The following is a 23596-nucleotide window of genomic DNA, read 5'->3' as shown; positions in this document are numbered from 1 at the left end:
TGCGTTTCCTGAACGCAGCGGAGGCAACCATGAATCTGCATTCTGCAAGCGCCGGCTCACCTGTTGAGCCGCAAGCCGTGTCCGCATCTCGTGAAGAAATGAATCAAACAGATTTTGAACAAAGCGAGTTAGCGGCGGGTAAAGCGTTCCGCCGTATCCTGCCCTTTATTTTCCTCTGTTACGTCGTGAGTTATCTGGATCGCACCAATGTCAGCTTCGCCGCACTGGGCATGAACGCCGATCTGGGCATCACGGCTGAACAGTTTGGGTTTGGGGCCGGGATGTTTTTCATCGGCTATTTCCTGTTTGAAGTGCCCAGTAACCTGATCATGCAAAAAGTAGGGGCCCGTATCTGGATCGCCCGCATCATGATTTCGTGGGGCATCATCTCCATGGCGACCGCCTTCGTCACTGGCCCTGCCAGTTTTGCCTTTGCCCGTTTCTGTCTGGGCGTGGCCGAAGCAGGATTCACACCCGGTATTTACCTGTTCTTCACCTACTGGTTTCCCGGAAGCTGGCGCGCAAAAATTACGGCGGCGTTTTTGGTCGGGATTCCCGTGGCAAACATCATCGGCGCGCCCTTATCCGGCATGCTGATGCAAATCACCGGACACGAACATATCCGTAACTGGCAGTAGCTGTTGCTGCTGGAAGGTTTTCCGGCCGTTATCCTGGGCATAATATGCTTGTTCTTTTTGCATGACCGCCCAGCAAAAGCAAACTGGTTAAGCGATACGGAAAAAACGTTGCTGAGCAGGCGACTGGCAGACGAGCAACAGCAGATAGAAAAGGCGCACGGTTCCAGCCTGCGTGATGCACTGCGTAATCCGCTGCTCTACCTGCTGGCTTTCATTAACTTTTGCGGCATTGTGGGTTCTATCGGTGTCGGCTTGTGGATGCCGCAGATCATCAAGCAGATTGGCGTTAGCCATACCGCGACCGGCTTCCTGACCGCATTACCTTACGTCTGCGGCGCGTTAAGCATGCTGTTCTGGGCGCAGCGGGCAAATGCATCCGGCCACCGCATTCGCTGGATCAGCGCTGCGCTGGTGATCGCCGCCATCGCGCTGGCCTGCAGCGCCGTGGTGGATGAACCCGTGGTGAAGATGCTTGCACTGTGCTTTACCGTGAGCGGCATTCTGGCTTTTCAGGCATCGTTCTGGGCATTGCCTTCAGGCTTTCTCACAGGAAGCGCCGCCGCAGGGGGTTTAGCGATGATTGTCTCTGTCGGAAATCTGGGCGGCTTTGTCGGGCCTTCTCTTATTGGCTATGTGCGCCAGACAAGCGGAGGATTTATGTGGGCGCTGCTGGCGGTGTCCGCTGTGTTAATGACAGGTGCCGCCACCGTGGCGTTAATCAACGATCCTTACCGCAAAACGTAGCGCAATCGGCAACTTATCTTTTATAAGAAAAACAAGGCGCTCCGGGCGCCTCTTTCCTTTCCTGCGCCCTCCTCTCGCCCTTTATCTGCCCTGTAAACGTGTCTGGCATAAAAAAAGCGCCCTCAGGCGCTTTACCGATGTTCAGACGAACCCACTATTTGCTTGCGGTCGACAGGCTTTGATCCACCTCGATTTTCGCCGCGCTTTTGCGGCCCATGATCAGCACCGCAATGCCTCCCGCACTGCAGAGTACCGCCAGTGGAACCATCGCCAATGCATGACTGCCGGTTTGCTCATTGATAATGCCGTAGACGTTAACCATCAGGCCACCACCAATCAGATTCGCCATTGCGCCGATAGCGGCTAAGCCCGCCGCCGCGGTGGTGGAAGACATCCAGCCCGACGCCAGCGCCCAGAATGGCCCTTTCATGGAGTAAGCACCAATCAGCACCAGCGACAGAATGACCACGCTTCCCGCCAGCGACTGCGTGAGGAACGCTGACAGCAGACCGCCCGCGATCAAGAAAAGCGTTAACGCAGTATGCCAGCGGCGTTCACCCGTGCGGTCAGAGCTGCGTCCCCAGATAATCATCAGCACCGACGCCAGGCCATAAGGAATGGCGTTAACCAGACCGGTGGTGAAATTGTCCAGCCCAAACGACTTGAGCAACTGTGGCGACCAGACGCTCAATGTGGAACCGGCAGCCGAAGCGCCCGCATAAATCAGTGCCATCACCCAGATGTGTTTGTGGCGCAGAAGCTGCCACAACGAAATATGACCAATCACTTTGCGTTTTGCATTTTCTGCCGCAAGCGTGGTGCTGAGCCAGTTACGCTGCTCTTCGGTTAACCAGGTCGCATTTTCAGGGCGATTGCTTAACAGGAAAAAGGCGGCGATACCTAAAAGCACGGCGGGAACGCCTTCTAAAATAAACAGCCAGTGCCAGCCGCGTAATCCGAACCATCCATCCAGTGACAATATTGCGCCCGAGATCGGTGAACCAATGAAGTTTGCCGCCGGGATCGCAACCATAAAGGTGGCAATGACGCGGGCGCGATATTTACCCGGAATCCAGTAGGTTAAATAAAGGATAACGCCGGGAAAGAACCCTGCTTCGGCAGCCCCCAGCAGAAAGCGCAGGAAATAGAGCATTTCGGCACTTGAAACAAACGCGGTGCAGACGGACACGATGCCCCATGTCACCATGATGCGTGATATCCAAATCTTTGCGCCAATCTTTTGCATCGCTAAGTTGCTGGGCACTTCGAACAGGAAATACCCGACAAAAAACAGGCTGCTTGCCAGACCAAAGACCGCCCTGGACAAGCCAAGATCCTCGTTCATTTGCAACGCTGCCATCCCGATGTTGCCCCGATCGATAATCGCGATCAGATAACAGACGATCAGGAACGGCAGGATCCGTCGTATAACGCGCTTTACGGTCTGCTGTTCTATCTCGGAGGTTAAAGCGCCATTCGGCATATTTTCAGACATGGTGTTCCTCGCAGAATTATCATGGTTTTACGCCGGGACACAATCATTGTTTCACCCTGTAAAACTACGGTGTACAAAGTACAATCATTATCTGGGTAAACCTTTCCCTGTGCAGGTAAATGTTATGAGGTTGTGTGATTTGTCACAAAAAGGTAGCTGCACGAGTTGTGATATGTGACGCTGCAGGAGTTTTCAGGCGGTGATCTTGTAGCTACGTGGGGATAAGCCGCAGAGAAAAAGCAGGCAGAGCCTTCCCGCAAATGGGGTTTGGCCCTGTGCGGGATAATACGACAGAGAGAATGGCCTACTGGTTAACGCTCGCCACCAGCGGCGCGAAGAATGGCAGGCAAGTTGAGGCGACACGATGGATTAGCCTCAACCAGCCTGAAGGTCGTTATGCTTTCAACGAGGCACCTTTAGAGGCAATCACGTTCTGATACCAATAAAAGCTCTTCTTACGACTGCGTGCCAATGTCCCGGCCCCGGAATCATCGCGATCAACATAGATAAAACCATAACGTTTAGACAGTTCTGCCTTAGACGCGCTCACCAAATCGATCGGCCCCCAACTGGTATAACCCATCACATTCACGCCATCTTCAATCGCCTCACGGACCTGCAGCAGATGGTCATTGAGGTAATTGATGCGGTAATCATCCTGAACCATACCGTTCGCATCCGGCGTATCTTTGGCACCCAGACCATTTTCCACAATAAACAGCGGTTTCTGGTAGCGATCCCATAAGGTATTCAACAAGGTGCGCAAGCCGACAGGATCGATTTGCCAGCCCCACTCTGAACTCTTCAAATGAGGATTGGGCACCATGCTCAGAATATTGCCCCGCGCCTGCTTGTTCAGTTCTTCATCGGTGGTCACGCAACCGGTCATGTAGTAACTGAAGGAGATGAAATCCACGGTCGACATCAGCGCATCGCGGTCTGCGTCGGTGATATCCAGCTCAATCGCGTTTTCACGAAAATAGCGCAACATGTAGCCGGGATACGCGCCCCGGCACTGCACGTCTCCAAAGAACTGCCAGGTGCGGTTTTCCTGCAGCGCCTTCAGAACATCTTCGGGCTTGCTGGAGAGCGGATACACCAGCCCACCCAGCAGCATATTGCCAATTTTGCCGTCTGCGATGACCTCGTGACAGGCTTTAACGGCTAACGCGCTTGCCACTAACTGATGGTGAATGGCCTGATAAACCTGCGCTTTGCTGCTGGTTTCCGGCAGGCCCACGCCTGTCATCGGCGCATGCAGCGACATGTTGATTTCGTTGAACGTCAGCCATAGCTTCACCTTGTGTTGATAGCGGGTAAAAACGGTACGGGCATAACGTTCGAAAAAGCCGATGACCTTGCGATTGCCCCAGCCGCCGTATTGTTTAACCAGCCCCCACGGCATCTCGTAATGAGACAGCGTGACCAGAGGGGTAATGTTGTGTGCTGCCAGTTCATCAAACAACTTATCGTAAAAAGCCAGGCCCGCCTCGTTAGGTTGCGCCTCGTCGCCATGGGGAAAAATGCGCGTCCAGGCGATGGAAACGCGTAAACAGCTAAACCCCATTTCGGCAAACAGTGCGATGTCCTGGGGATAGCGGTGATAAAAATCGATTGCGATATCTTTGATGCCGCTGTCTCCCGCCACGCGTTCGACAACCGGGCCAAAAACCCCTTGTGGTTGTACATCAGAGGTGGACAAGCCTTTACCATCCTTGAGATACGCGCCTTCTACCTGGTTAGCGGCAAGCGCGCCGCCCCACAAAAATGTCTCTGGAAATGTTTTCATCTGACTCTCCTGTTAGTGGTCACTGACGCGCAGCAACGGCATTCCCGCCTCCACAGCGGAAGAGGACAAAACGGTCACCGTGTCGAAGCTGTCGCTATTACTGATAATGATGGGCGTTGCCAGATCAAATCCGGCAGCAAGCATGGCCTGACGATCAAACGTCAGCAGAATGTCCCCAGGTTGCACCTTGTCGCCGACGTTTACGTGGGCGGTGAAAGGTTTCCCTTCGAGTTTGACGGTGTCGATGCCGACATGAATAAGCACTTCAATACCGCTATCGCTCAGCAGGCCAATGGCGTGTTTCGTCTGGAAAAGCGAGGCGACTTCGCCCGCAAAGGGCGCAATAACCTGGTTATCGGCTGGAATAATGGCGACGCCTTTACCCATCACGCCGCTGGCGAACGTGGCATCAGGCACCTGATCGAGAGCTAACACCGTCCCCGTCATCGGTGCCAGCACCTCGTTCTTCTCGACAGACAGAACGCCTGGAAGATCGGGCGCCAGCGTTTTGGGCATGCCAGCCACAAGGGTCAGCACACCGCTCAGGACGAATGCCACCAGCGCACCGACGATGCCGCCCCACAGCGTCATATCGACGCCACCAGGCGGGATCATCTGCGCGATGGTAAAAATATTGGCAAAGCCAAATGAATAAACGTGCGCGTGGCTGAATCCCACGATGGCTCCGCCAATCGCGCCTGCGACACAGCCGAAGATAAACGGACGCCGCAAAGGCAGATTCACGCCATACACCGCAGGCTCGGTAATGCCGAAGATGCCGGCCATGATCGACGATCCCGCCAGCATTTTCTGACGGGCGTCTCGGGTGCGTAAAAAAATCCCCAGCGTGGCGCCCACCTGGCCCATCACGGCGGGCAGTAACATGGGAAGCATTGAGTCATAACCGAGCACCGCCAGATTGTTGATCATTAACGGAACCAGGCCCCAGTGCAGACCAAAAATCACGCAGACCTGCCATAGTGCGCCCATTGCCGCGCCGGCCAGCCACGGTGCCAGTTCGTAGATCCATTGATAGCCATTCGCGAGCAACTGGCTGAGCCACGTCGCCACCGGGCCAATAACCAGAAAGGTCAGCGGCACGGTCACCACAATACAGATCAGCGGCGCGAAGAAGTTTTTCATCGATGAGGGCAACAGCCTGTTGCCCTGCTTTTCCAGCCAGCAGCTGACCCATGCAGCAAGAATAATGGGAATCACAGAGGAGCTATAGTTGAACCAGGTAATCGGGATGCCAAGAAATGACTCGCTTATCGCCCCGGCTTGCTGACTGGCGTGAAAAGCCTCAAGCATCATCGGATGCGTCAGCGCGCCACCAATGACCAGGGTAATAAAAGGATTACCGCCAAACTTCTTACCGGCCGTATAACCCAACACCAGCGGAAAAAAGAAGAACAACGCATCGCTGGCGGCAAACCAGATTTTGTAGGTGCCGCTGTCGGTGGTCAGCCATCCGCACACCACCGCAAGAGCCAGCAGCCCTTTCAAAATACCGGAGGCGGCAAGAATGCCGATAAACGGCGTGAAAATAGCGGAGATCACATCAATCAGGCGGCCAAAAAAATGCCCCTTTTCAGCCTTATCATCGCTGTGGTCGTGCGTCTCGTCAGTGAGTCCCGCTTCATCACATACCGCCAGCCAGACCTCGTGAACGTGGTTGCCGATCACCACCTGAAACTGTCCACCGCTCTCTACCACCATGATGATATCGGGATGCTGCCTGAGCCCTTCAACATCCGCCTGATGATGGTCTTTGAGCCGGAAGCGAAGACGCGTGGCGCAATGCACCAGACTGATGATGTTCTCTTTGCCGCCGACGTGGCTGAGAATATCCCTGGCCAACGGTTGATATTTCATGTTGATGTCCTCAGAGCGATGCCGCTGGCATCTGTTAAAAATAAAAAAACCTGAGAACGGCCCCCTTGTGTGTCATGGGCCGCGCTCAGGTTTTGCCTGCGCAATGCAGTTACAATCCTGTGTTAATAAGGCTTAATGCGCCTCTTTTCTTACCCGTTCGATATGAATGGCAAGAAACATAATCTCTTCCGTTGTCAGTTCGCGCTGATAGCTTTGCTGTAGATACTGTGAAACTTTCTCCGCGCATTTCCAGGCTTTCGCATAGTTGTCTTTGACTGCCGAATGCAGTGAAACATCATCATCCGGCACCACGGTGCGCGTTAACATGCGTTGAGCAAAAAATTTCAGGTGCGTCACAAAGCGCTGATAACTGAGCGACTCTTCCTGGTAATCCAGCTTCAGTTGATATTTCACCAGTTGCAGGATTTCCTGCATAACATGCGTCACGTGCATCACTTCTGGCATTTCACTGTTGAGCTGCGCGGTGACCAGATGCAGCGCGATAAAACCGGCTTCGTCCTCGTCCAGCTCGGTATGAAGACGGCTGGCAATGATTTGCCTGGCCTCCTGCCCTAATGCAAACTCCCTGGGATAAAGCCGTTTGATGTCCCACAGCAGAACGTTCTTAATCGCCAGCCCTTTCTTCTGTCGCTCAATCGCAAAGTAGCAGTGATCGGTCAGGGTGATGTACAAACTGTCCTGCAATTTCCCCAGCTGTTGTGTTGCCCGTTCGATAATGCGATCGCAGGTCGTCATCACCTCCAGCGGAATCTGGTTGAGTAACTCCCCGAGGCGATGAACCAGCTCATCGTTTTGCAGCGCAAACACCTTTTCTACACGCTGCTTGTCCAGCGCTTCACCCACACGTTTCTGAAACGCCAGCCCCCGGCCCATAACAACCTGCTCACGCCCGTGCTCATCCAGAACAACCACCACATTGTTATTAAGTATTTTGGCGATTTTCATCAGAACCCCAGAAACAAAAAAACCCGACTTCCGGCACAGGCCAGGAAATCAGGTTTTGCCTGCCGCAGCAGTAACAATCCAAAAAAGGCATCTTATCAGTTTCATTTTGCGCCTCAATACACCGCCACTAAAAACGTGATGTCGCGCGAAGGTCTCTTCATGTTTTCACTGCACGCGAGCGCAGACAGGCGAAAATACACCCAGGATAAGGCGCGAATCGATGACCTGACCGACACCGACAGCGTTTTGTGTTGAGAGCGCCTTCAGTGCACGCGTCGAACGTGCCTGGTCAACGCATTCACGGTTATCCGGCAATCACCCGACAACTGGATTATCCTCCATGCGCCACTATTTGCTTTCAGGTAACAGCACTCCGTTCAGAGGCGCAGGTGTTCACTGATAACAGGTTTCGCGATATTCAAAACAGTGTTAAGCATCAGGTATTCCGGGATTCACGCTATTACTATTAATATCGCGAGGAAAAAAAATTCGCACCCTAATAATTAAAAATGCCTGATAAATAATAATGAGAAATATAGTAAAGGGTAACAAAGCCCTGCAACAAACGAATCGGCATTGCATAAAATCCCTGTGGCTGATAAGAAATGAAAAAAACGGAGGGATGATTCAACAATGAAATATAACGCTTTGATAGCGGCCCTGTTTATTACGATCAGTGCACCCTCTTTGGCTGCTATCAACAGAGTCGTTGACGGCAAACGCCCGCCAAATACGGTTAAATCCGTAAAGGTGTTTTTTACCGGCGCGGTCACGCTTAATAAGGTGATGTCGCTTTCATCCGTGCTCGATGAGATCGGTCAGAATTATAAATCAGCCACGCAGGTGCTGCTCTATATCAGCAGCCCCGGTGGTGACATTGATGCCGGGAAAATTGGTTATCAGGTCGTTAAAAACTCCCCCATTCCCGTTACGACCGTGAACGCCTCCTCCGTTGAGTCCTCGGCAACGATGATCTACTGCGGCGCACAAAAGAGGCAGGTTATGGGTGACAGCATTTTCTTACTGCATGCGCCAACCGTTGGAAACCCGCCGCGTAGCAATGTCAGTGAAAATATGCTGGACGAGAAAAGCGAATTTACCAGCAGATACCGGAACGTGATAAAAACGATTTATCAGTCCTGCACCCACCTCACTGATGAGCAGATTGAAAAGATCACCTACAGTGAAGATAACCATAAGCTGCTGGACAACAAGCAGGCATTAGCCACGGGCATCGCCACAGGCGAAATGACCGATTTTCAGCCTGCTGATGCCGCGTATTATATTCATGATAATGACTAAAAGATGATGAAGAGGGGCTGAGCCTGCAAGTCAGACAAGGTTCGAGCCGTTGGATGACAACACCGCTCATTTCCCCTTGCTGTGCAGGGGGTTTTGTTGAAAAGGGTGCACAGCATATGCACCCTTTTTTGACAGACGACATGCAGGTTTTCGCCCTTTAGGACATGGCTTACCTGCCCACTTTATCTACCTGTCACCACTCAACACAGATTTTGCCCAGATGCGAGCCGCTCTGCTGCCAGGCGAAGGCCTCGGCAATATCGTCATATTTAAACGTCCGGTCAATAACCGGTTTCTGGTTCATGCTTTCCAGCGCCTTCACGTAGTCAATCTGGTCCTGACGACTGGCAACGATCACGCCTTTAATGCTGACCTGCTTCGCCAGAACAGACAGAATGGACAGCGTTGCTTCATCGCCGGAAATGATACCGATTTGGGTGATGTGCCCACCGATTTTGACCGCTTTCAGTGACTCGCCCAGCGTCGCCGGGCCGCCCACCTCAACAACATGATCCACGCCCACGCCGTTGGTCAGTGCGAGGACGCTATCGCCCCAGTTCGGGGTGCTGCGGTAGTTGATGGTTTCATCGGCACCTAACGCTTTAACGTACTTAAGCTTTTCATCTGATGAGGAGGTGGCGATCACCCTGGCACCCATCGCTTTGGCGATCTGCAGGGCGGCAATGGACACGCCGCCCGTTCCCTGCACCAGCACGGTATCGTTGGCCTGCAGTTTGCCTTCGGTAATCAGGGCGCGCCAGGCTGTCAGGCCAGATGTGGTGATCGTGGCTGACTCAGTGTGCGTCCAGCCTTTCGGGGCATGGGTAAAGGCATTCTCAGAACGCACCACGTATTCGCTGGCCATGCCATCAATGCCGTCTCCTGGCGTGTGGGCGAAGCCACCGACGTCTGCCGTGGGTTTGCCGGACAGCCAGACAGGAAAGAACGTCGAAACCACGCTATCGCCCACACGGAAATCGTTAACGCCTTCGCCAATGGCGTCAACAACGCCTGCACCATCAGACAGCAGGATGCGGCCATCTTCGGTTGGAAACTGCCCGGTCGCGACAATCAGATCGTGAAAATTCAGGGAGCCGGCTTTGATAGCGACCCGAATCTCACCTTTGCCCGGTTGGCCCGGATCGGCGATGTCCGACACTTGGATATTGTTGAGGCCGCCTGGTGCTTTAAGGGTAAGTGCTTTCATGCTTTTCTCCGTTAAAAGAGGGATGTCTTAATCAGCAGTTGCTAAACATAGACCATATGTGCATTTTATTAAATACGGTCATTTAGGTGATATAGGTACATTTTGGATACTGTAAAAACCCCAAGATATGAAAATTACGATGCGGTGGCCTGCCCGGTTGAAGCCACGCTGGAACTGATTGGCGGCAAGGGTAAAGGGATGATTCTTTACCACCTGCAAAACGAAACGCTGCGGTTTAATGCGCTAAGAAGACGGCTGGGTGATATCACGCCGCGGGTACTCACGCGGCAACTTCGGGAACTGGAAAACGTCGGGTTAATTCATCGCGAAGTGTATGCTGAAGTTCCGCCGAAGGTGGAGTACAGCATGACCGAAGAAGGCGCTTCGCTTGCGCCCTTGCTTGGGCTGTTAAAGCAGTGGGGAGAGCAACACGCGCTGGCCTTATTAGGCAAAAAAAACCCCGCCGTTGTGCCGGAAACGTCCGAGGCTGAAGCACAATGAATGGTCGTGCGCGCTGACCCCGAAACCTGTTATGACTGACGCTGGACAGGTTCCTCCGCAGGATATCATGGGGAGGAACCCGAAACGCCCGTGGTGAGGTTCAGTCGTTTAGTGCGTTTCCATCTGCCACATCAGAATGTGGCCCGCAGCAACCGATGACCGGTTTTCTGTGCAGCCTCGCCATCGATTATTTCGCAAGCACAGAAGCAACCGACTCACAGTTCACCGGCATCCTGTGCTCTGTCACGGAGACAACACAAAATCCGGCCGCATCTTTGCTGTAATGTGCCGCCACACTGAAACGATTGTGGCGTTTAATCTCCTCAACCGGCGGGATTGAGCCAGGCACACCACCCACTGCGGTTTGCGAGCCTACCGTCCAGGGCTGGGTAAACAGATTGTCGTTAACGCTAACCGGCCCGTCGGTCGGTACACCTCGAATATAAACACTGCCTCGGTTTGACGTCCCGTAGCGGCCATAATCAAACAGATTATTGTTTATGATGATGTTTTTCCCGCCGTGGCCCTGCGCGCCCTTGTGCATATCAAACTGATGGTAAGCGCCCCGTGCTCCGCCATTGAGCACAAGGTTGTTATAAGCATGATAGCCCTCACCGTCATCGCCTTTTCCGGCAATAGCATGACGATTAGCGTTAAAGGTATTGCAGTAGATATCGGCCTGGGCGTGGCCATTTTGTACCACCACACCGTAGCCCAGTTGGGTACGGATATTATCGTGGATAACGTTGTGATGAATTTTATTGTCGACGGACGTTTTTACGCTAATCCCGGCCCACGGCCAGTGATAAATCTCATTGTTGTCGATATCAATATGATCGGTGCCGGGTAAAAACTGGATACCAATCGTTTTATTCGGCGTGTTCGGTTGTCCAGAGGGGCCTTCAATACGCAGCCCGGTTATCCTTGCTTTAGCCTCAACAACATACACAGGATATTGATTAAGTCCGTCATTGAGCCGCGGCGTTTGTAATAAAGCGCCCCGACTGCCTTTTTCACCACGATTGCTAAAAAGCGTCTGCCCGGCTTTGATGCGCAAAGCCTGTGGCTGATTCGGCACCGTGATGGTGACATCACCCGGGACATAGATGAAGGGATGATTGCTGTCGACAGCCTGTTTCAACGCATCGAAAGTGCGGACAGTAACATAGTGGGCGACGTTATCCGGCGTAAGACGCTCCTGATACTGCGCCCCACCACCAATAACATCGCAACTGCTCACCGCGCTAATGGCAGAGCCGGATATCAGTAACAGGCCCGCTATGGCTATTTTCATTTTGGTCATCTCCTGTCGACGCCCGACCGCCGATACAGGCCAGGCTGTCACGTACGCCGTTTTGCAGGGCAGCAATCGCCCTGCCATGTTTTATCCAATGGTACTGTCTACGACCGCCCGCGCTTGTGCAAACAGTTGCTCATAATGCGAGTGGCTGTCCTCAATCGTCTCCTCCACCCCCAGGGTGTTATAGAGGAAATGAACCTCCACGTCACCGATCGCCAGATAGTCCGTAACGCCCATCATGTAATCCGTAATGTTTTTCTCCCAGCCGTATTTAATAAAGGTTTGCTGAGAACCGCCGACCAGCGCCAGCCAGCGTACTTTTTTATCTTTTAACGCGCTGTTTTCACCGTAGGCCAGACCATAGTTCCACACGCGTTCCAGATAGCCTTTTAACATGGCGGGATAGCTGTACCACCATAACGGGAAGACAAAAATAATGGCATCCCGATCGTTAAGCTCGTTGAACAGGCGATGGACTTGTGGCGAGTAGCATTTAGCGGGATTTTCCCACTCTGGTTCGTCCTCTTCCCGCATCGCCGGATCAAAGCCACTGCGGTAGAGATCCAGCGTTTTAACATGCGCGCCCCGTTGTTCCGCCCGATGGCGCAGGCTCGCCACCATCTGTGCGGTGAGTGAATCGGCACGGGGATGTGACCAAACGATATACAGGTTTGCTGGTTTCATCTTTCACCTCATCTTGTGTTGAGGCACTCACATTACGCTCGCCACATTACTGTGTGAAACCTATGATTTGAGATGGGTTAATGAGAGATTTTCACTAATGAAACTGAACGTTTATGACTTCGCGACCTTTATCGCGGTCGCCCGCCACAAAAGCTTTCGCGCGGCCGGTGACGAGCTGGGCCTGTCGCCCTCGGCGGTTAGCCATGCCATAAAGCAGCTGGAGCAGCGGCTGAAAATTCGGTTGTTCAACCGTACGACGCGAAGCGTTGCACTCACGGAAGCGGGTGCAAATCTGTTTGAACGTTTGCGCCCGGCCGTTGATGAAATCAATGTGATACTCGATGAGGCTAACTGTTTTCGTCAGACGCCAATGGGGTCACTGAAAATTAATTCCTCGCGTCTGGCCTCGCGCATGGTGTTAATCCCGCTGGTGGCAGCATTCAGTCGGCTTTACCCGGATATCCGCGTGGAAATCACCACAGAAGACCGGCTGGTGGATATCGTTAAAGAGGGTTTTGACGCAGGCATTCGTCTCAGCAGCAGGGTTGAAAAAGACATGATCGCCCTTCCTGTCGGCCCCAAAATTAAGTTGGTTGTGGTGGCCACGCCGGACTATTTCGCCCGCCATGCGCCCCCGGCGCACCCACGTGACATCGTTAATCATCAATGTGTGATGTTTCGTCACGGCAGCGGTCGCATTTATCAATGGGAATTCGGCGGCCCGGAAGGCAGGCTTGAGATACTTCCGGGCGGTAATATCGTACTGGATGATATGGACTCTCAGCTTGATGCCGTGCTGTGCGGCGCGGGAATGGGCTATCTTTATCACGAACAGGTTAAACCTTACCTGGCGGACGGTCGGCTGATTCCGGTGCTGGAGGCATGGTTACCCGAACAGCCCAGCCTGCAGTTTTACTATCCCAGCCGCCATTATATGTCCTCGGCGTTAAGGGCATTTGTTGACTACATCAAAGACGCTTCGTCAGCCGCGTTCAGCCGCTAAGCTCGTACTCTTTTAACTTACGCCACAGGGTTGTCGGGCTGATGCCGAGCATGGTTGAGGCGAGCGATCTGCAGCAGTGCGTCTTTGTCGATCACATCGCGATCGGACATTTTTGAAAGACGAACGATAATGCCGTCACAGCCAGAGATATCTCGAATGATATCTTCCTCTCCCATCCCTGAACCCGTAATCAGTTCATAGCCTCGACTTTCTAAACAGGCGCGCCCTTCCGCCATACTTCCTGAGAGGGCAAAATCTTATACGTCGTTTAATGATCTCCTGTGTTGAACTCAGCATTTCTTTTGCACCTCAGCAAAAATATAAGGGGAAACAACAGAGCGCAATTCGCTAATATATTTTTTACTGGCAACTAATGATGCGTTTATGTCCATTGCCAAATTTTTTAATATTTATTTTAAAAAATCAATATTGAATACCGACTTCAATCTTCGTTCATTTCAACATAAAATCCACCATTCAATAATACCAACCTAACAACCCAACCTACCATTAAGTCATTCACTTACATATGGAGCGGGAAATTAACCCGTCCATTCATCATTTAAAACAATTAAAAAACACCGCAAAGTAAAAATAACCACCCAACCAAAATAAAATCATAAAAAACCATATTAAAAAAACAACAAAGACATTAAAAAAACAAACCAACCAAGAGAAGCAATTAAAAAACACAATGATAACATACAGTTCCACTCACATAGATCCAGATCATATAAAGATAAATAAGTCGCACGCACAGGAAACTTATTATTGAATTCGTACCGCATTGTCATTTAAAAGTAGTGAGCCATTTAAGCGCGCCTCATTCATCAATGGCTCAGGTAAATACAAAAGATAAATAAAAGGACTTCTCACATGAAACTTAAATTAGTTGCAGTGGCAGTAACTACATTGTTAGCAGCAGGTACAACAAATGCTGCTGAAGTTTATAACAAAGATGGAAACAAACTTGATCTGTACGGCAAAGTACAGGGCTTACATTATTTCTCAGATGACAAAGGTGAAGATGGTGATCAGTCCTATGCTCGTCTGGGCATTAAAGGCGAGACGCAGATTACCGATCAACTGACTGGGTTTGGTCAGTGGGAATACAATATGCAGGCTAATAAAACGGAAAGTGACAACGATCAGTCATGGACCCGCCTGGGCTTTGCAGGTCTGAAATACGGTGACTATGGCTCGTTTAACTATGGCCGTAATTACGGTGTGGTTTACGATGTGACCTCATGGACCGATGTGTTACCTGAGTTTGGCGGCGACACTTACGGTTCTGATAACTTTATGCAGCAGCGTGCCAACGGCCTGGCGACCTACCGTAACACCGACTTCTTCGGTCAGGTTGATGGCCTGAACTTTGCCTTGCAGTATCAGGGCAGAAACGGGGGCAATAGCGGAGAAGGCGCCACCAATAACGGGCGTAATGCTCAGAAGCAAAATGGTGATGGCTACGGTGCGGCTGTAACCTATACCTTCTGGGACGGTATCAGCGCAGGTCTGGCCTATTCTCACTCCAAACGTACTCTGGACCAAAATGGTATGACACTGGGTGAAGGTGATAATGCCGAAACCTATACCGGCGGTTTGAAATATGATGCCAATAATATTTACCTGGCAGCGCAGTTCACTCAGACCTATAACGCCACCCGCATCGGTGATGGTGCCATCGGTTTCGCTAACAAAGCGCAAAATTTCGAAATGGTCGCGCAGTACCAGTTCGACTTTGGCCTGCGTCCAACCCTTGCTTACCTGCAGTCCAAAGGCAAAGATATTGAAGGCAATTTTGGCGACCAGGATCTGGTGAAATACGTGGGCGTGGGCGCGGCCTATTACTTCAACAAAAACATGTCAGCGATTGTCGATTATAAAATCAACCTGCTGGATGACAATGACTTCACCAAAGCAGCCGGTATCTCCACGGATGATATCGTTGCTGTAGGTCTGGTTTATCAGTTCTGATAAGACCTTACTCATACAAAGCCAGCTCTTGTGGGCTGGCTTTTTTGTATTCACTCAGGTGAAAGAGGAAAGCCCTGCAAAGGTTTAGCGGACATTGCCTGTGTGGAAAGTGTCAGTTTCTCCTGCAGGCCGACAGGCTGGATATGTCTGCCTGCCATTGCACGCGGTGCAAGAAAGGGTCGGGCGGCATTGCCATGTATCCTGAGCGACCCGCGCGCCTGACATCGTCGGCCAGTTAAGCGTCCCTTTGCATTTCGCCTCGTCTTCAGGCGGCAAAGCGTATTTGTGGCGGCCCGCCAGCGTTTATACGCACTCTCTGCGCCAGCGGCTTTATTCCCCGGACACAGCCTGCCCTGATGAAAGATGAGCTCCGTCGTCTGGCTTTAGCGGCTGAAATCGCCACCGAGACACAACCTGCATTTTGATGACTTCGGTGACGTTGGTGACATTGGTGACTGACCGGACACTATGCCCGTTTTAGCGATGGGGCGTTCGCCTTCATAAACGCACGCCGCCAATCGTGGTAATCCATATCACCACAGCCCACCGGACAGGCCGAGCCGTATAGCATGAGGCTCTCGAACGGTTTTTTATACTTTTATGGCAGGCCTGGCTGCGATGCAGACGGAAAGGACGCGACAGCATACCGGGTTCAGGCTTGCCATCACGTCCGTTTTTCAAGGACTGTTAAGACCTTTTACGCGCCAACTTCTCTGTGACGTTCATAACGGAAAAGTAGAACAGCGGTACAAAGAATATTGCCAGCAGCGTGCCGCTGATCATGCCGCCAAACACGCCGCTGCCAATCGCCTGCTGCGTTCTGGCACTGGCCCCGCTTGCCAGCATCAATGGCATCACGCCTAACGTGAAAGCAAGTGATGTCATCAGGATAGGTCGTAAACGCATACGCGAAGCTTCCAGCGTTGCCTCAACCAGCCCTTTTCCCCCTTCATGCATCTGTTTAGCAAATTCGACAATCAGAATGGCATTTTTTGCGGACAGTCCAATGATGGTGATCATGCCGACTTTGAAAAAAACATCATTCTGCATATTCATCAGGCTGACGGCAATGACCGCGCCCAGCAGCCCAAGCGGCACAACCAGCATAACGGAGACCGGGACCGACCAGCTCTCATAAAGGGCTGCCAGCACCAGGAACACCACCAGCATGGACAGCACCATCAGCATCGGCGCTTCGGAAGCCGATTGCTGCTCCTGCAACGAGCCACCGGTCCACTCAATCGCGAATCCTTCGGGCAGCTGTTTAGCCAGGCGACTCATCTCGTTAAGCGCATCGCCGCTTGAATATCCCTGTGCGGGGTTGCCGTTTATCTTTATGGACTGATAGCCCTGATAGCGGACTAACTGCAGCGGTGCTGTTTCCCATTCGGCATGAACAAATTCAGAGAGCTGAACCATCCCGCCCGTCGCATTACGGACATACAATCCGAGTATATCGTCGAGCTGCATACGATATTTCGCGTCGGCCTGAATGATGACCTGCTGCATACGATCGCTGTTTGGGAAATCATTAACGTAAAGCGACCCCATCGCACCGGACAGCGTCTGGCTGATTTCGTCAAAAGAAACCCCCATGGCAAAGGCCTTTTGCCGATCGATATTAAGCCTGATCATCTGCCCATCGGGTAAACCGTCAACGTACACATCCCGCACCACATGGCTTTTCGCCGCCAGGGCCAGTAGCTGCTCTTCCGCCTGTTTCAGCGCTGCATAACCTTTACCAGCATGATCCTGCAGGCGAAGGGTAAAACCCGATGAATTACCCAGTCCGTCAATGGCCGGCGGGATGAGGTTGAAGGTATCCGCGTCGGGATTAGCCGACATCACTTTCTGAGCACGTTCGGCTTCGGAAAAGGCAGTGGCCCCCTGCCGTTCGCCCCAGTCTTTTAACGTCGTGAAGGCCATGGCGGAGTTGGGGCCGGACCCCGCAAAGCTGAACCCCATAATCGCGATGCTTGACTGGATAGCGGGGCTTGAAAGCACCTGCTGTTCGAACGCTTTAACCACTTTTAGCGTGCGCTCACTCGTAGCGTCTGACGGTAGCTGGATAGAGGTCATAAAGAATCCCTGGTCCTCTTCCGGCAGAAACGAAGAAGGCAGGTTTTTCATCGCAAGGACAAGCAGCAGACACAGGGCCAGATAAACCCCTAATGCGCCGCCCACCCGTTTTAATAAGCGGCTTACGCCGCGACCATAAAGGTGAGTCATGGCGGCAAACTTATTGTTAAACCAGCCAAAAAAGCCTTTTTTCTGATGGGCATGCTTATCAGTGGATTTTAACAGCGTGGCGCACAGCGCAGGCGTCAGGCTGAGCGCCAGGAAGGCAGAGATTAAGATGGAAACCGCCATGGAGAGCGTAAACTGCCGGTAAATCGCCCCGACGGAACCGCTGGCCATCGCCATGGGAATGAAGACGGCACTCAGCACAAGGGTGATACCGATTACCGCACCGGTTATCTCTTTCATCGCCTTTTGCGTCGCTTCTTTTGGACCGAGCCCCTCTTCCGCCATGATTCGCTCGACGTTTTCAACCACCACTATCGCATCGTCAACGATAATCCCTATCGCCAGAACCATACCGAACATGGTTAACACGTTGACCGAGAAACCGGCCAGCAGCATAACGGTAAAGGTGCCCAGCAGGGCGATGGGCGCAACGATGGCAGGGATAAAGGTATAGCGAACGTTCTGCAGGAACAGGTACATCACCAGGAAGACCAGAATCATGGCTTCTATAAAGGTATGAATCACCTTCTCGATAGAGATCTTCACAAACGGCGTGGTATCAAAAGGAATGCTGTAAGCCATGCCCTCTGGCATTGCCTGCCTCAGCTCGTTCAGGCGGAGTTTGATCCGCTCTGCGGTTTTTACCGCATTTGCGCCGGACGAAAGCTGGATAGCCGCGGCGGTCGAAACATGTCCGTTTTCACGGCTGGCAAAACTGTACGTTTGTGAGCCGAGTTCCACTCGCGCCACATCGCTCAGCACCACGCGTGAGCCATCCGGATTTGCGCGCAGGGTGATATTCGCGAACTCCTGCGGTGAACCAAGCTGTCCTTTAACCAGTAATGGATAGCTAACCTGCTGACCGGCAACCGCTGGCGAGTCGCCGGTACGTCCGGGCGCAATCTGGGTATTTTCGGTAGTAATGGCCCGACTGACATCGCTGATGGTCAGGCGATACTGGCTAAGCCTTACCGGGTCCACCCAGATTCGCATCGCTTTCTCTGCACCAAACAGCTGAACGCGACCGACGCCCTCAACCCGACGAAGCTCTTCGGAAATATTACGGGAAAAATAATCACTGAGATCGGCCTCGGTAAGCTTGCCGTCCTTCGACGTCAGTCCGACGATCATCAAAAAGTTAGCACCTGAGGCTTCAACGCTCAGTCCATTCTGCCGCACGACCTGCGGCAGCCGCGACTCAATCACTTTGATGCGGTTTTGCACGTCCACCTGGGCCAGTTCCGGATCGGTGCCTGGCGCAAAGGTCACCGTTATCGTCGCCATGCCACTGGTATCGCTGGACGATTCGTAATACAGCACATGCTTAACCGATGAAAGCTCGCGCTCAATCAGCGCCACCACACTGTTATTCATGCTTTCCGGCGTCGAGCCTGGATAAGAAGCGTTAATGCTGATGGTTGGCGGTGCGACCGAGGGGTAAAGTGCGACAGGCAATTTTGGAATGGAGAGCAGACCAAACAAGATAATAAAGACGGCAATTACCCAGGCAAAGATGGGTCGATTAATAAAAAACTGAGGCATGATTTACCCTGACTAAACAAAAGAAAGATGCTGGCCAAAGCCCTCATCTGTTGTGCTGTTATTCACGCGCCCTCGCGTGATCTCTGATGTAAAACGTTGTCTGTCAAACCAACATCATCGTGACTGGCTTGCCTGCTGTATGCGTTCACGGCTCCCTGAGTCGGCGCAGAGCAGCCTTATATAAAAGCCGGGTTGCGCGGCCTCCCCGGCAGGCCAGTGCATGGGTAGCCACCGCTTCCCAGAGCGTTTTCTGGGCTGTACGCCCGGCAGAACGACTGAGGGGTTTCACAGGGCGGTACGGCGTCGCTATGACGCTTTTCCCCTGAACGGTCATATAAGGATGTTGTGATAAAACTGTTGCGGGATTTAAACCGGTGGCGAACAGTAACAAAAATAAAACACAAAAGTTTAATTTTATTAAATTCCGGGGCGTCATCACACATACTCTCTAATAATGCGCATTATTCCGGAGTGTAATCCGTTAACAATGACCTATTATGTAAAATTTATGGAGAGAGTATGGATGCGTAAAAGTTAAAAAAATTTATTCATAAAGTAATATATTAGATAGACAACTTAAAAGCGCAGGACGTAATATACGCCAAAATTCATTCATTAAACAGATTAATACAGCACAGGACAAAAATAACCCTCCTGTCTATTTCACCGGGAAAAATCTGATATGAAAATAGCCGAATCCGAAAGGTTAATCATCAGAAAATTTATGGAACAGGATGCGGCGGGCCTGTTTGCGTATTTATCCGATCCTTATCCAGCCTGTTTTTTGGATGAGAAGCTGGAGGATTTTGCCGCCGCCGTGCAGGAAGCAAAAAACAGAAGCCGCGACGCGACGCAGTTTGCCCTGTGTCTGAAACAGACGGATGCCTTAATTGGCCATTTTTTTGCCTCTAACGACGACGAGCCTGACGCGAAGACAATGAGCGTGGGATGGTATCTTAATCCTGAATATCACGGTCATGGCTTTGCTCAGGAAGCCGCAACCTGCCTGTTTAATTACTTATTCAAGGTGAAAAATGTGAGGCGCATTTACGCCTACGTTGCGGATTATAACGACGGATCGCAAAAGTTATGCCAGCGTCTGGGAATGCGGCTGGAGGGCTGTTTCAAAGAGCATGTGTCATTTACTGATGATGACGGCATAACCCTTTATGAAAACACGCTGATTTTCGCCATCTTGCAGAAAGAGTGGTGCGGACGCTGATAGCCTTCCCCGTCGCCGCATCACCGCGCGACCCGGTCACCTCGCGGTGTGCGAATGGCAGGCAGGTCGTTTTATTCTGCTGCCCGGCCCGGTGCTTTTGCTGGTCTGCCTGTACTGACAGGCGTAATGTTCCTGATGCAAGGGCGAGCTTAATGTCTGACTGTGCTGCCCTCATCATCCGCAACAGGTTTTATTCATCTTGAGGGCGTTATGAGTAACGATAATCTAATCCTGGTGGCAGAGGATGACTTTGAAATTTCTGATATCTTAATCAGTTACATCAAACGCGCCGGAATGAAAGCCGTACATGCGGCAGATGGCGAAAACGCCCTGGCCTTAATCAAAAGCTTACAGCCTGACCTGGTGCTGCTGGACATTCAACTGCCGTTAATAGATGGCTGGAACGTGCTTTCCACCTTGCGTAAAGACAGCAACACGCCGGTGATTATGGTTACCGCGCTGGATCAGGATATCGATAAACTGATGGGGCTTCGTCTGGGTGCCGATGACTATATTGTTAAGCCCTTTAACCCGTCGGAAGTGGTCGCCCGCATCGAAGCCGTTCTGCGCAGAGCCAAAACGCAGGCCCCACCACAAACCCTGATAAGAACCCGCTTTATGACCATCTATCCCGATGAGTTCTCTGTTGAGATCCATAGCGATGGACAGACGTTTACACCCGTTCTGACGACCACAGAATTTAAGCTGCTCACGCACATGGCAAAATATCCCCGTAAAGTCTTTAGCCGCGAAGAGTTGCTTAATGCCTGCCTGCCCGAAAGCGATACGCTCGACAGAACGGTAGACAGCCATATGAGCAAGTTACGTAAAAAATTTGAAAGCTGTGGCTTATCCGGCGTGCCAGAAAGTATTCGTGGAATAGGCTATCGCCTGGGTGAACAGAAGTGAACAAAGACAAAGCGCTCAGTCGGCAAATCCTCCTGTTTATGCTGTCTCTGACATTTACTATCATTATCGTCGCCGTGGTGGGCTCCTACCTGTTCTACAGCTTTATCATCGATAATTTCCCCGGCGGTTTATCCGCCAGTAACAGTGAAAGCATGACGGTCTTTGACTGGGTCTGGATAGCGATCAGCTCTGTAATCAGCTTCCTGATTGCCTTACTTTTTGCTTTTAAGCTCTCCGCGAAAATACTGAATCCACTCAGCTCCGTTGCCACCAGTTTACGCCGCATTTCTCAGGGGGATTTAAGTGCCCGCGCCGCTAACAGTCGGAGCCGCCTTGGTGAGGTCAATATTCTGGTCAGAGACTTTAACGAAATGGCAGAAAAGTTGCAGACGCTGGATAACGAACGCAAGTCCTGGAATGCCGCCATTGCCCATGAACTCAGAACGCCCGTCACGATTTTACGCGGCAGGCTACAGGGGCTGGTAGAAGAGGTATTTGAGCCCGATCCGCAGCTGTTTAAAAGTCTTTTGCGACAGACTGAGGGATTATCCCGGCTTATCGACGATTTACGCGTTGTGGGGGCGGCAGAAGGCGGTTCTTTTATGCTGGATGTTAAACCCGTCGCCTTTAACGACGTGCTGGAGAACGTTAGCGCCTCGTTTTGCCATCAGTTTAGCGAGCAGGGATTTAACCTGATCATTGAGCAAAATACTGCCGTTACGCAATGTGATCCGCTGCGGATTATTCAGTGCCTGACCATCTTATTTGATAACGCCCTTAATTACGCCACGCCGGGCGTCATCCGGGTGCGCAGCGGACACCAGGACAACACGTTTTTTATTGAGGTGGAAGATGCTGGCCCCGGCGTGCCCGAGGATTTCCAGCGTCATATGTTTGAGCCGTTTCAACGCGGCACGGCGGGTCGGGCGATAAACCCTGCGGGATGTGGGCTGGGTTTATCGGTCGCGAAGGCCATTATGCAGGCCCACGGTGGCGACATCAGTTATCAGACCTCCTCTCAGGGCGGTTCACTGTTTTTACTGCGCTGGCCCGTTGCCCTTTAGCGTAGATCCACCGCTGGGCTGGAAGGAAAGCGGTGGGTTTTATGGTACGCCTGCTGCTGCCACATCGCGCCGAGCTTAGCATCCCATTCCTGAGGCAGGATTTTGAGCTTGCCGCGCTGGGGCGTTAAGGTTATTTCGCTGAAATACAGGCTGTCGTCTTTGAGCATGATATCCACTCTGCAGTAGTCAATGTCTTTTGCCAGCGCCTGGGCAGCAGAGAGTGCGCGATAGAACAGCGCAGGTTCCGGTATCGAAGCAGGATGGTTGGGATACTCAATCTGGAATGGCTGCAGTTCCCATTTTCTGTTGTAGACATTCACATATTCCCTGCCCTGCTCATCGGTGAAGTCGGCTTCAATAAAACTCGCACAACCCGCAAAGCAGTGGATGCGCAACATTTCAGGCGTCGTGCCTCTGTCCCGCCCCTCGAACAGCTCAATATATTCCTCACAAAGAAGGGTCGGCACGATGTCTTTGTATTGCCATTCTCGTGTGCAGTAATACATATTTTTCTTCATGGCCAAATCCAGCGTTAATAACGCGGCTTGCGTATTGAACGTACCTTTATCTTTGCAAATTATCGTGCTGCCACTGTCGTGATTGCACTTAATAACGAAGCTATTTGGCAAGGTGTTAAAATCAATATCTCTGGTGTTTTTGTAGGTATTAATTAACGGCGCGATCATCAGTTCATCGGTTCGGCTGAGCACATATTCACGCACGGCGAGTTTATCTGCCAACTGCGTATAAAGCGGGTTTCTGTCATAAATCAGTCGATAGCACATTTTTTCATTCAGCGTGACAGGATGAATCAGATTCGGCTCTCTGTTTAGCAACGTGCGCAGTCGTTGCGTATGAAAACGTGTGTCATTGATGAGGAAATACCTCGCGACTTTGAGGTTATATTCCACATATTTAGCGATGTAGTTCAGCGTATTCATTTCATCCTCCACGAAAGTGGCAGGATGATAAGCAGAATAGATTGCTGGAGTTTGTGTGGATGATGGAGCAGAGATGGAGCAGACGGGCCCTGCCGATAGCGTTGCGGACGCTGCCCAGCCAGCAGCCAGGTCATTTGGCGCTGTACGCACCTGCGGCCGGGTCAACCCGCGCCCCGGAACGCCCTGCCGT

General features: G+C 51.9%; 17 protein-coding genes and 2 pseudogenes. 8 read left to right on the top strand and 11 right to left on the bottom strand.

Annotated elements, in window-relative coordinates:
* The first annotated feature begins 29 nt into the window (after nt 1-29).
* A pseudogene (locus tag QNH99_RS05745) lies at nt 30-1382 on the top strand (MFS transporter).
* A 154-nt stretch (nt 1383-1536) separates the two neighbouring features.
* Here the strand turns inward: QNH99_RS05745 and QNH99_RS05740 are convergent.
* From QNH99_RS05740 to licT, 4 genes are all read right to left on the bottom strand, one after another.
* The gene (locus tag QNH99_RS05740) at nt 1537-2877 is read right to left on the bottom strand and encodes an MFS transporter (protein WP_410516129.1); all 1341 of its coding nucleotides are present in this window, start codon (nt 2875-2877) and stop codon (nt 1537-1539) included.
* Between the two features lie 394 nt (nt 2878-3271).
* Nucleotides 3272-4666, bottom strand: a complete 1395-nt coding sequence (locus tag QNH99_RS05735) for a glycoside hydrolase family 1 protein (protein WP_410516128.1) — start codon at nt 4664-4666, stop codon at nt 3272-3274.
* 12 nt (nt 4667-4678) lie between these two features.
* On the bottom strand, nt 4679-6541 hold the full coding sequence (gene bglF / locus QNH99_RS05730; protein WP_410517394.1) for a PTS beta-glucoside transporter subunit IIABC: 1863 nt from the start codon (nt 6539-6541) through the stop codon (nt 4679-4681).
* A gap of 132 nt (nt 6542-6673) precedes the next feature.
* Nucleotides 6674-7507 carry a BglG family transcription antiterminator LicT gene (licT, locus tag QNH99_RS05725; protein WP_218995997.1) on the bottom strand — a complete coding sequence of 278 codons (834 nt, stop codon included), beginning with the start codon at nt 7505-7507 and terminating at the stop codon, nt 6674-6676.
* Nucleotides 7508-8140: 633 nt separating this feature from the next.
* Between licT and QNH99_RS05720 the strand changes: the two genes are divergently transcribed.
* Nucleotides 8141-8809: an ATP-dependent Clp protease proteolytic subunit gene (locus tag QNH99_RS05720; RefSeq protein ID WP_109717479.1), complete on the top strand. Its 669-nt coding sequence runs from the start codon at nt 8141-8143 to the stop codon at nt 8807-8809.
* 193 nt (nt 8810-9002) lie between these two features.
* Here the strand turns inward: QNH99_RS05720 and QNH99_RS05715 are convergent, their stop codons facing one another.
* A complete protein-coding gene (locus QNH99_RS05715; RefSeq protein WP_410517393.1) occupies nt 9003-10016 on the bottom strand; it encodes a zinc-dependent alcohol dehydrogenase family protein in 1014 nt (337 codons plus the stop codon).
* 102 nt (nt 10017-10118) lie between these two features.
* Between QNH99_RS05715 and QNH99_RS05710 the strand changes: the two genes are divergently transcribed.
* Entirely contained in the window at nt 10119-10517 is a 399-nt protein-coding gene (locus QNH99_RS05710; RefSeq protein ID WP_013026830.1) for a winged helix-turn-helix transcriptional regulator, read from the top strand.
* 187 nt (nt 10518-10704) lie between these two features.
* Here the strand turns inward: QNH99_RS05710 and QNH99_RS05705 are convergent, their stop codons facing one another.
* Nucleotides 10705-11811, bottom strand: a complete 1107-nt coding sequence (locus tag QNH99_RS05705) for a right-handed parallel beta-helix repeat-containing protein (protein ID WP_410517392.1) — start codon at nt 11809-11811, stop codon at nt 10705-10707.
* 90 nt (nt 11812-11901) lie between these two features.
* Nucleotides 11902-12501, bottom strand: a complete 600-nt coding sequence (locus QNH99_RS05700; RefSeq protein WP_410517391.1) for an NAD(P)H oxidoreductase — start codon at nt 12499-12501, stop codon at nt 11902-11904.
* 97 nt (nt 12502-12598) lie between these two features.
* Here QNH99_RS05700 and QNH99_RS05695 point away from each other — a divergent pair, with 97 nt between their 5' ends.
* Nucleotides 12599-13504 carry a LysR family transcriptional regulator gene (locus QNH99_RS05695; RefSeq protein WP_410516123.1) on the top strand — a complete coding sequence of 302 codons (906 nt, stop codon included), beginning with the start codon at nt 12599-12601 and terminating at the stop codon, nt 13502-13504.
* Here the strand turns inward: QNH99_RS05695 and QNH99_RS05690 are convergent.
* Entirely contained in the window at nt 13494-13556 is a 63-nt protein-coding gene (locus QNH99_RS05690; protein ID WP_410516421.1) for a helix-turn-helix domain-containing protein, read from the bottom strand. The genes QNH99_RS05695 and QNH99_RS05690 overlap by 11 nt on opposite strands.
* 46 nt (nt 13557-13602) lie before the next feature.
* Nucleotides 13603-13760: pseudogene (locus QNH99_RS05685) on the bottom strand (hydroxyacid dehydrogenase); the annotation flags it as partial.
* 620 nt (nt 13761-14380) lie between these two features.
* On the opposite strand from QNH99_RS05685, the gene ompC reads away from it, so the two are divergent.
* Nucleotides 14381-15481: a porin OmpC gene (gene ompC, locus QNH99_RS05680; protein ID WP_410517390.1), complete on the top strand. Its 1101-nt coding sequence runs from the start codon at nt 14381-14383 to the stop codon at nt 15479-15481.
* 687 nt (nt 15482-16168) lie between these two features.
* Here ompC and QNH99_RS05675 read toward each other — a convergent pair.
* Nucleotides 16169-19270, bottom strand: a complete 3102-nt coding sequence (locus QNH99_RS05675) for a multidrug efflux RND transporter permease subunit (protein ID WP_410517389.1) — start codon at nt 19268-19270, stop codon at nt 16169-16171.
* Between the two features lie 682 nt (nt 19271-19952).
* Here QNH99_RS05675 and QNH99_RS05670 point away from each other — a divergent pair.
* The 3 genes from QNH99_RS05670 (at nt 19953) to QNH99_RS05660 (ending at nt 22465) form a co-directional block, all read left to right on the top strand.
* The gene (locus QNH99_RS05670; protein WP_096012755.1) at nt 19953-20492 is read left to right on the top strand and encodes a GNAT family N-acetyltransferase; all 540 of its coding nucleotides are present in this window, start codon (nt 19953-19955) and stop codon (nt 20490-20492) included.
* A gap of 210 nt (nt 20493-20702) precedes the next feature.
* A complete protein-coding gene (locus QNH99_RS05665) occupies nt 20703-21401 on the top strand; it encodes a response regulator (protein ID WP_063880659.1) in 699 nt (232 codons plus the stop codon).
* Nucleotides 21398-22465: an ATP-binding protein gene (locus QNH99_RS05660; RefSeq protein ID WP_410517388.1), complete on the top strand. Its 1068-nt coding sequence runs from the start codon at nt 21398-21400 to the stop codon at nt 22463-22465. The genes QNH99_RS05665 and QNH99_RS05660 overlap by 4 nt, the downstream gene beginning before the upstream one ends.
* On the opposite strand, the gene QNH99_RS05655 is transcribed toward QNH99_RS05660, so the two are convergent.
* The gene (locus tag QNH99_RS05655; RefSeq protein ID WP_410517387.1) at nt 22462-23406 is read right to left on the bottom strand and encodes an ATP-grasp fold amidoligase family protein; all 945 of its coding nucleotides are present in this window, start codon (nt 23404-23406) and stop codon (nt 22462-22464) included. The genes QNH99_RS05660 and QNH99_RS05655 overlap by 4 nt on opposite strands.
* Between the last annotated feature and the right edge of the window lie 190 nt (nt 23407-23596).

Source organism: Pantoea allii, from assembly GCF_046529425.1.
GTDB classification, from domain to species: Bacteria; Pseudomonadota; Gammaproteobacteria; order Enterobacterales; family Enterobacteriaceae; genus Pantoea; species Pantoea allii.
The sequence above is the reverse complement of the archived record's forward strand: the minus strand, read 5'-3'. Positions and strand labels throughout refer to the sequence as shown.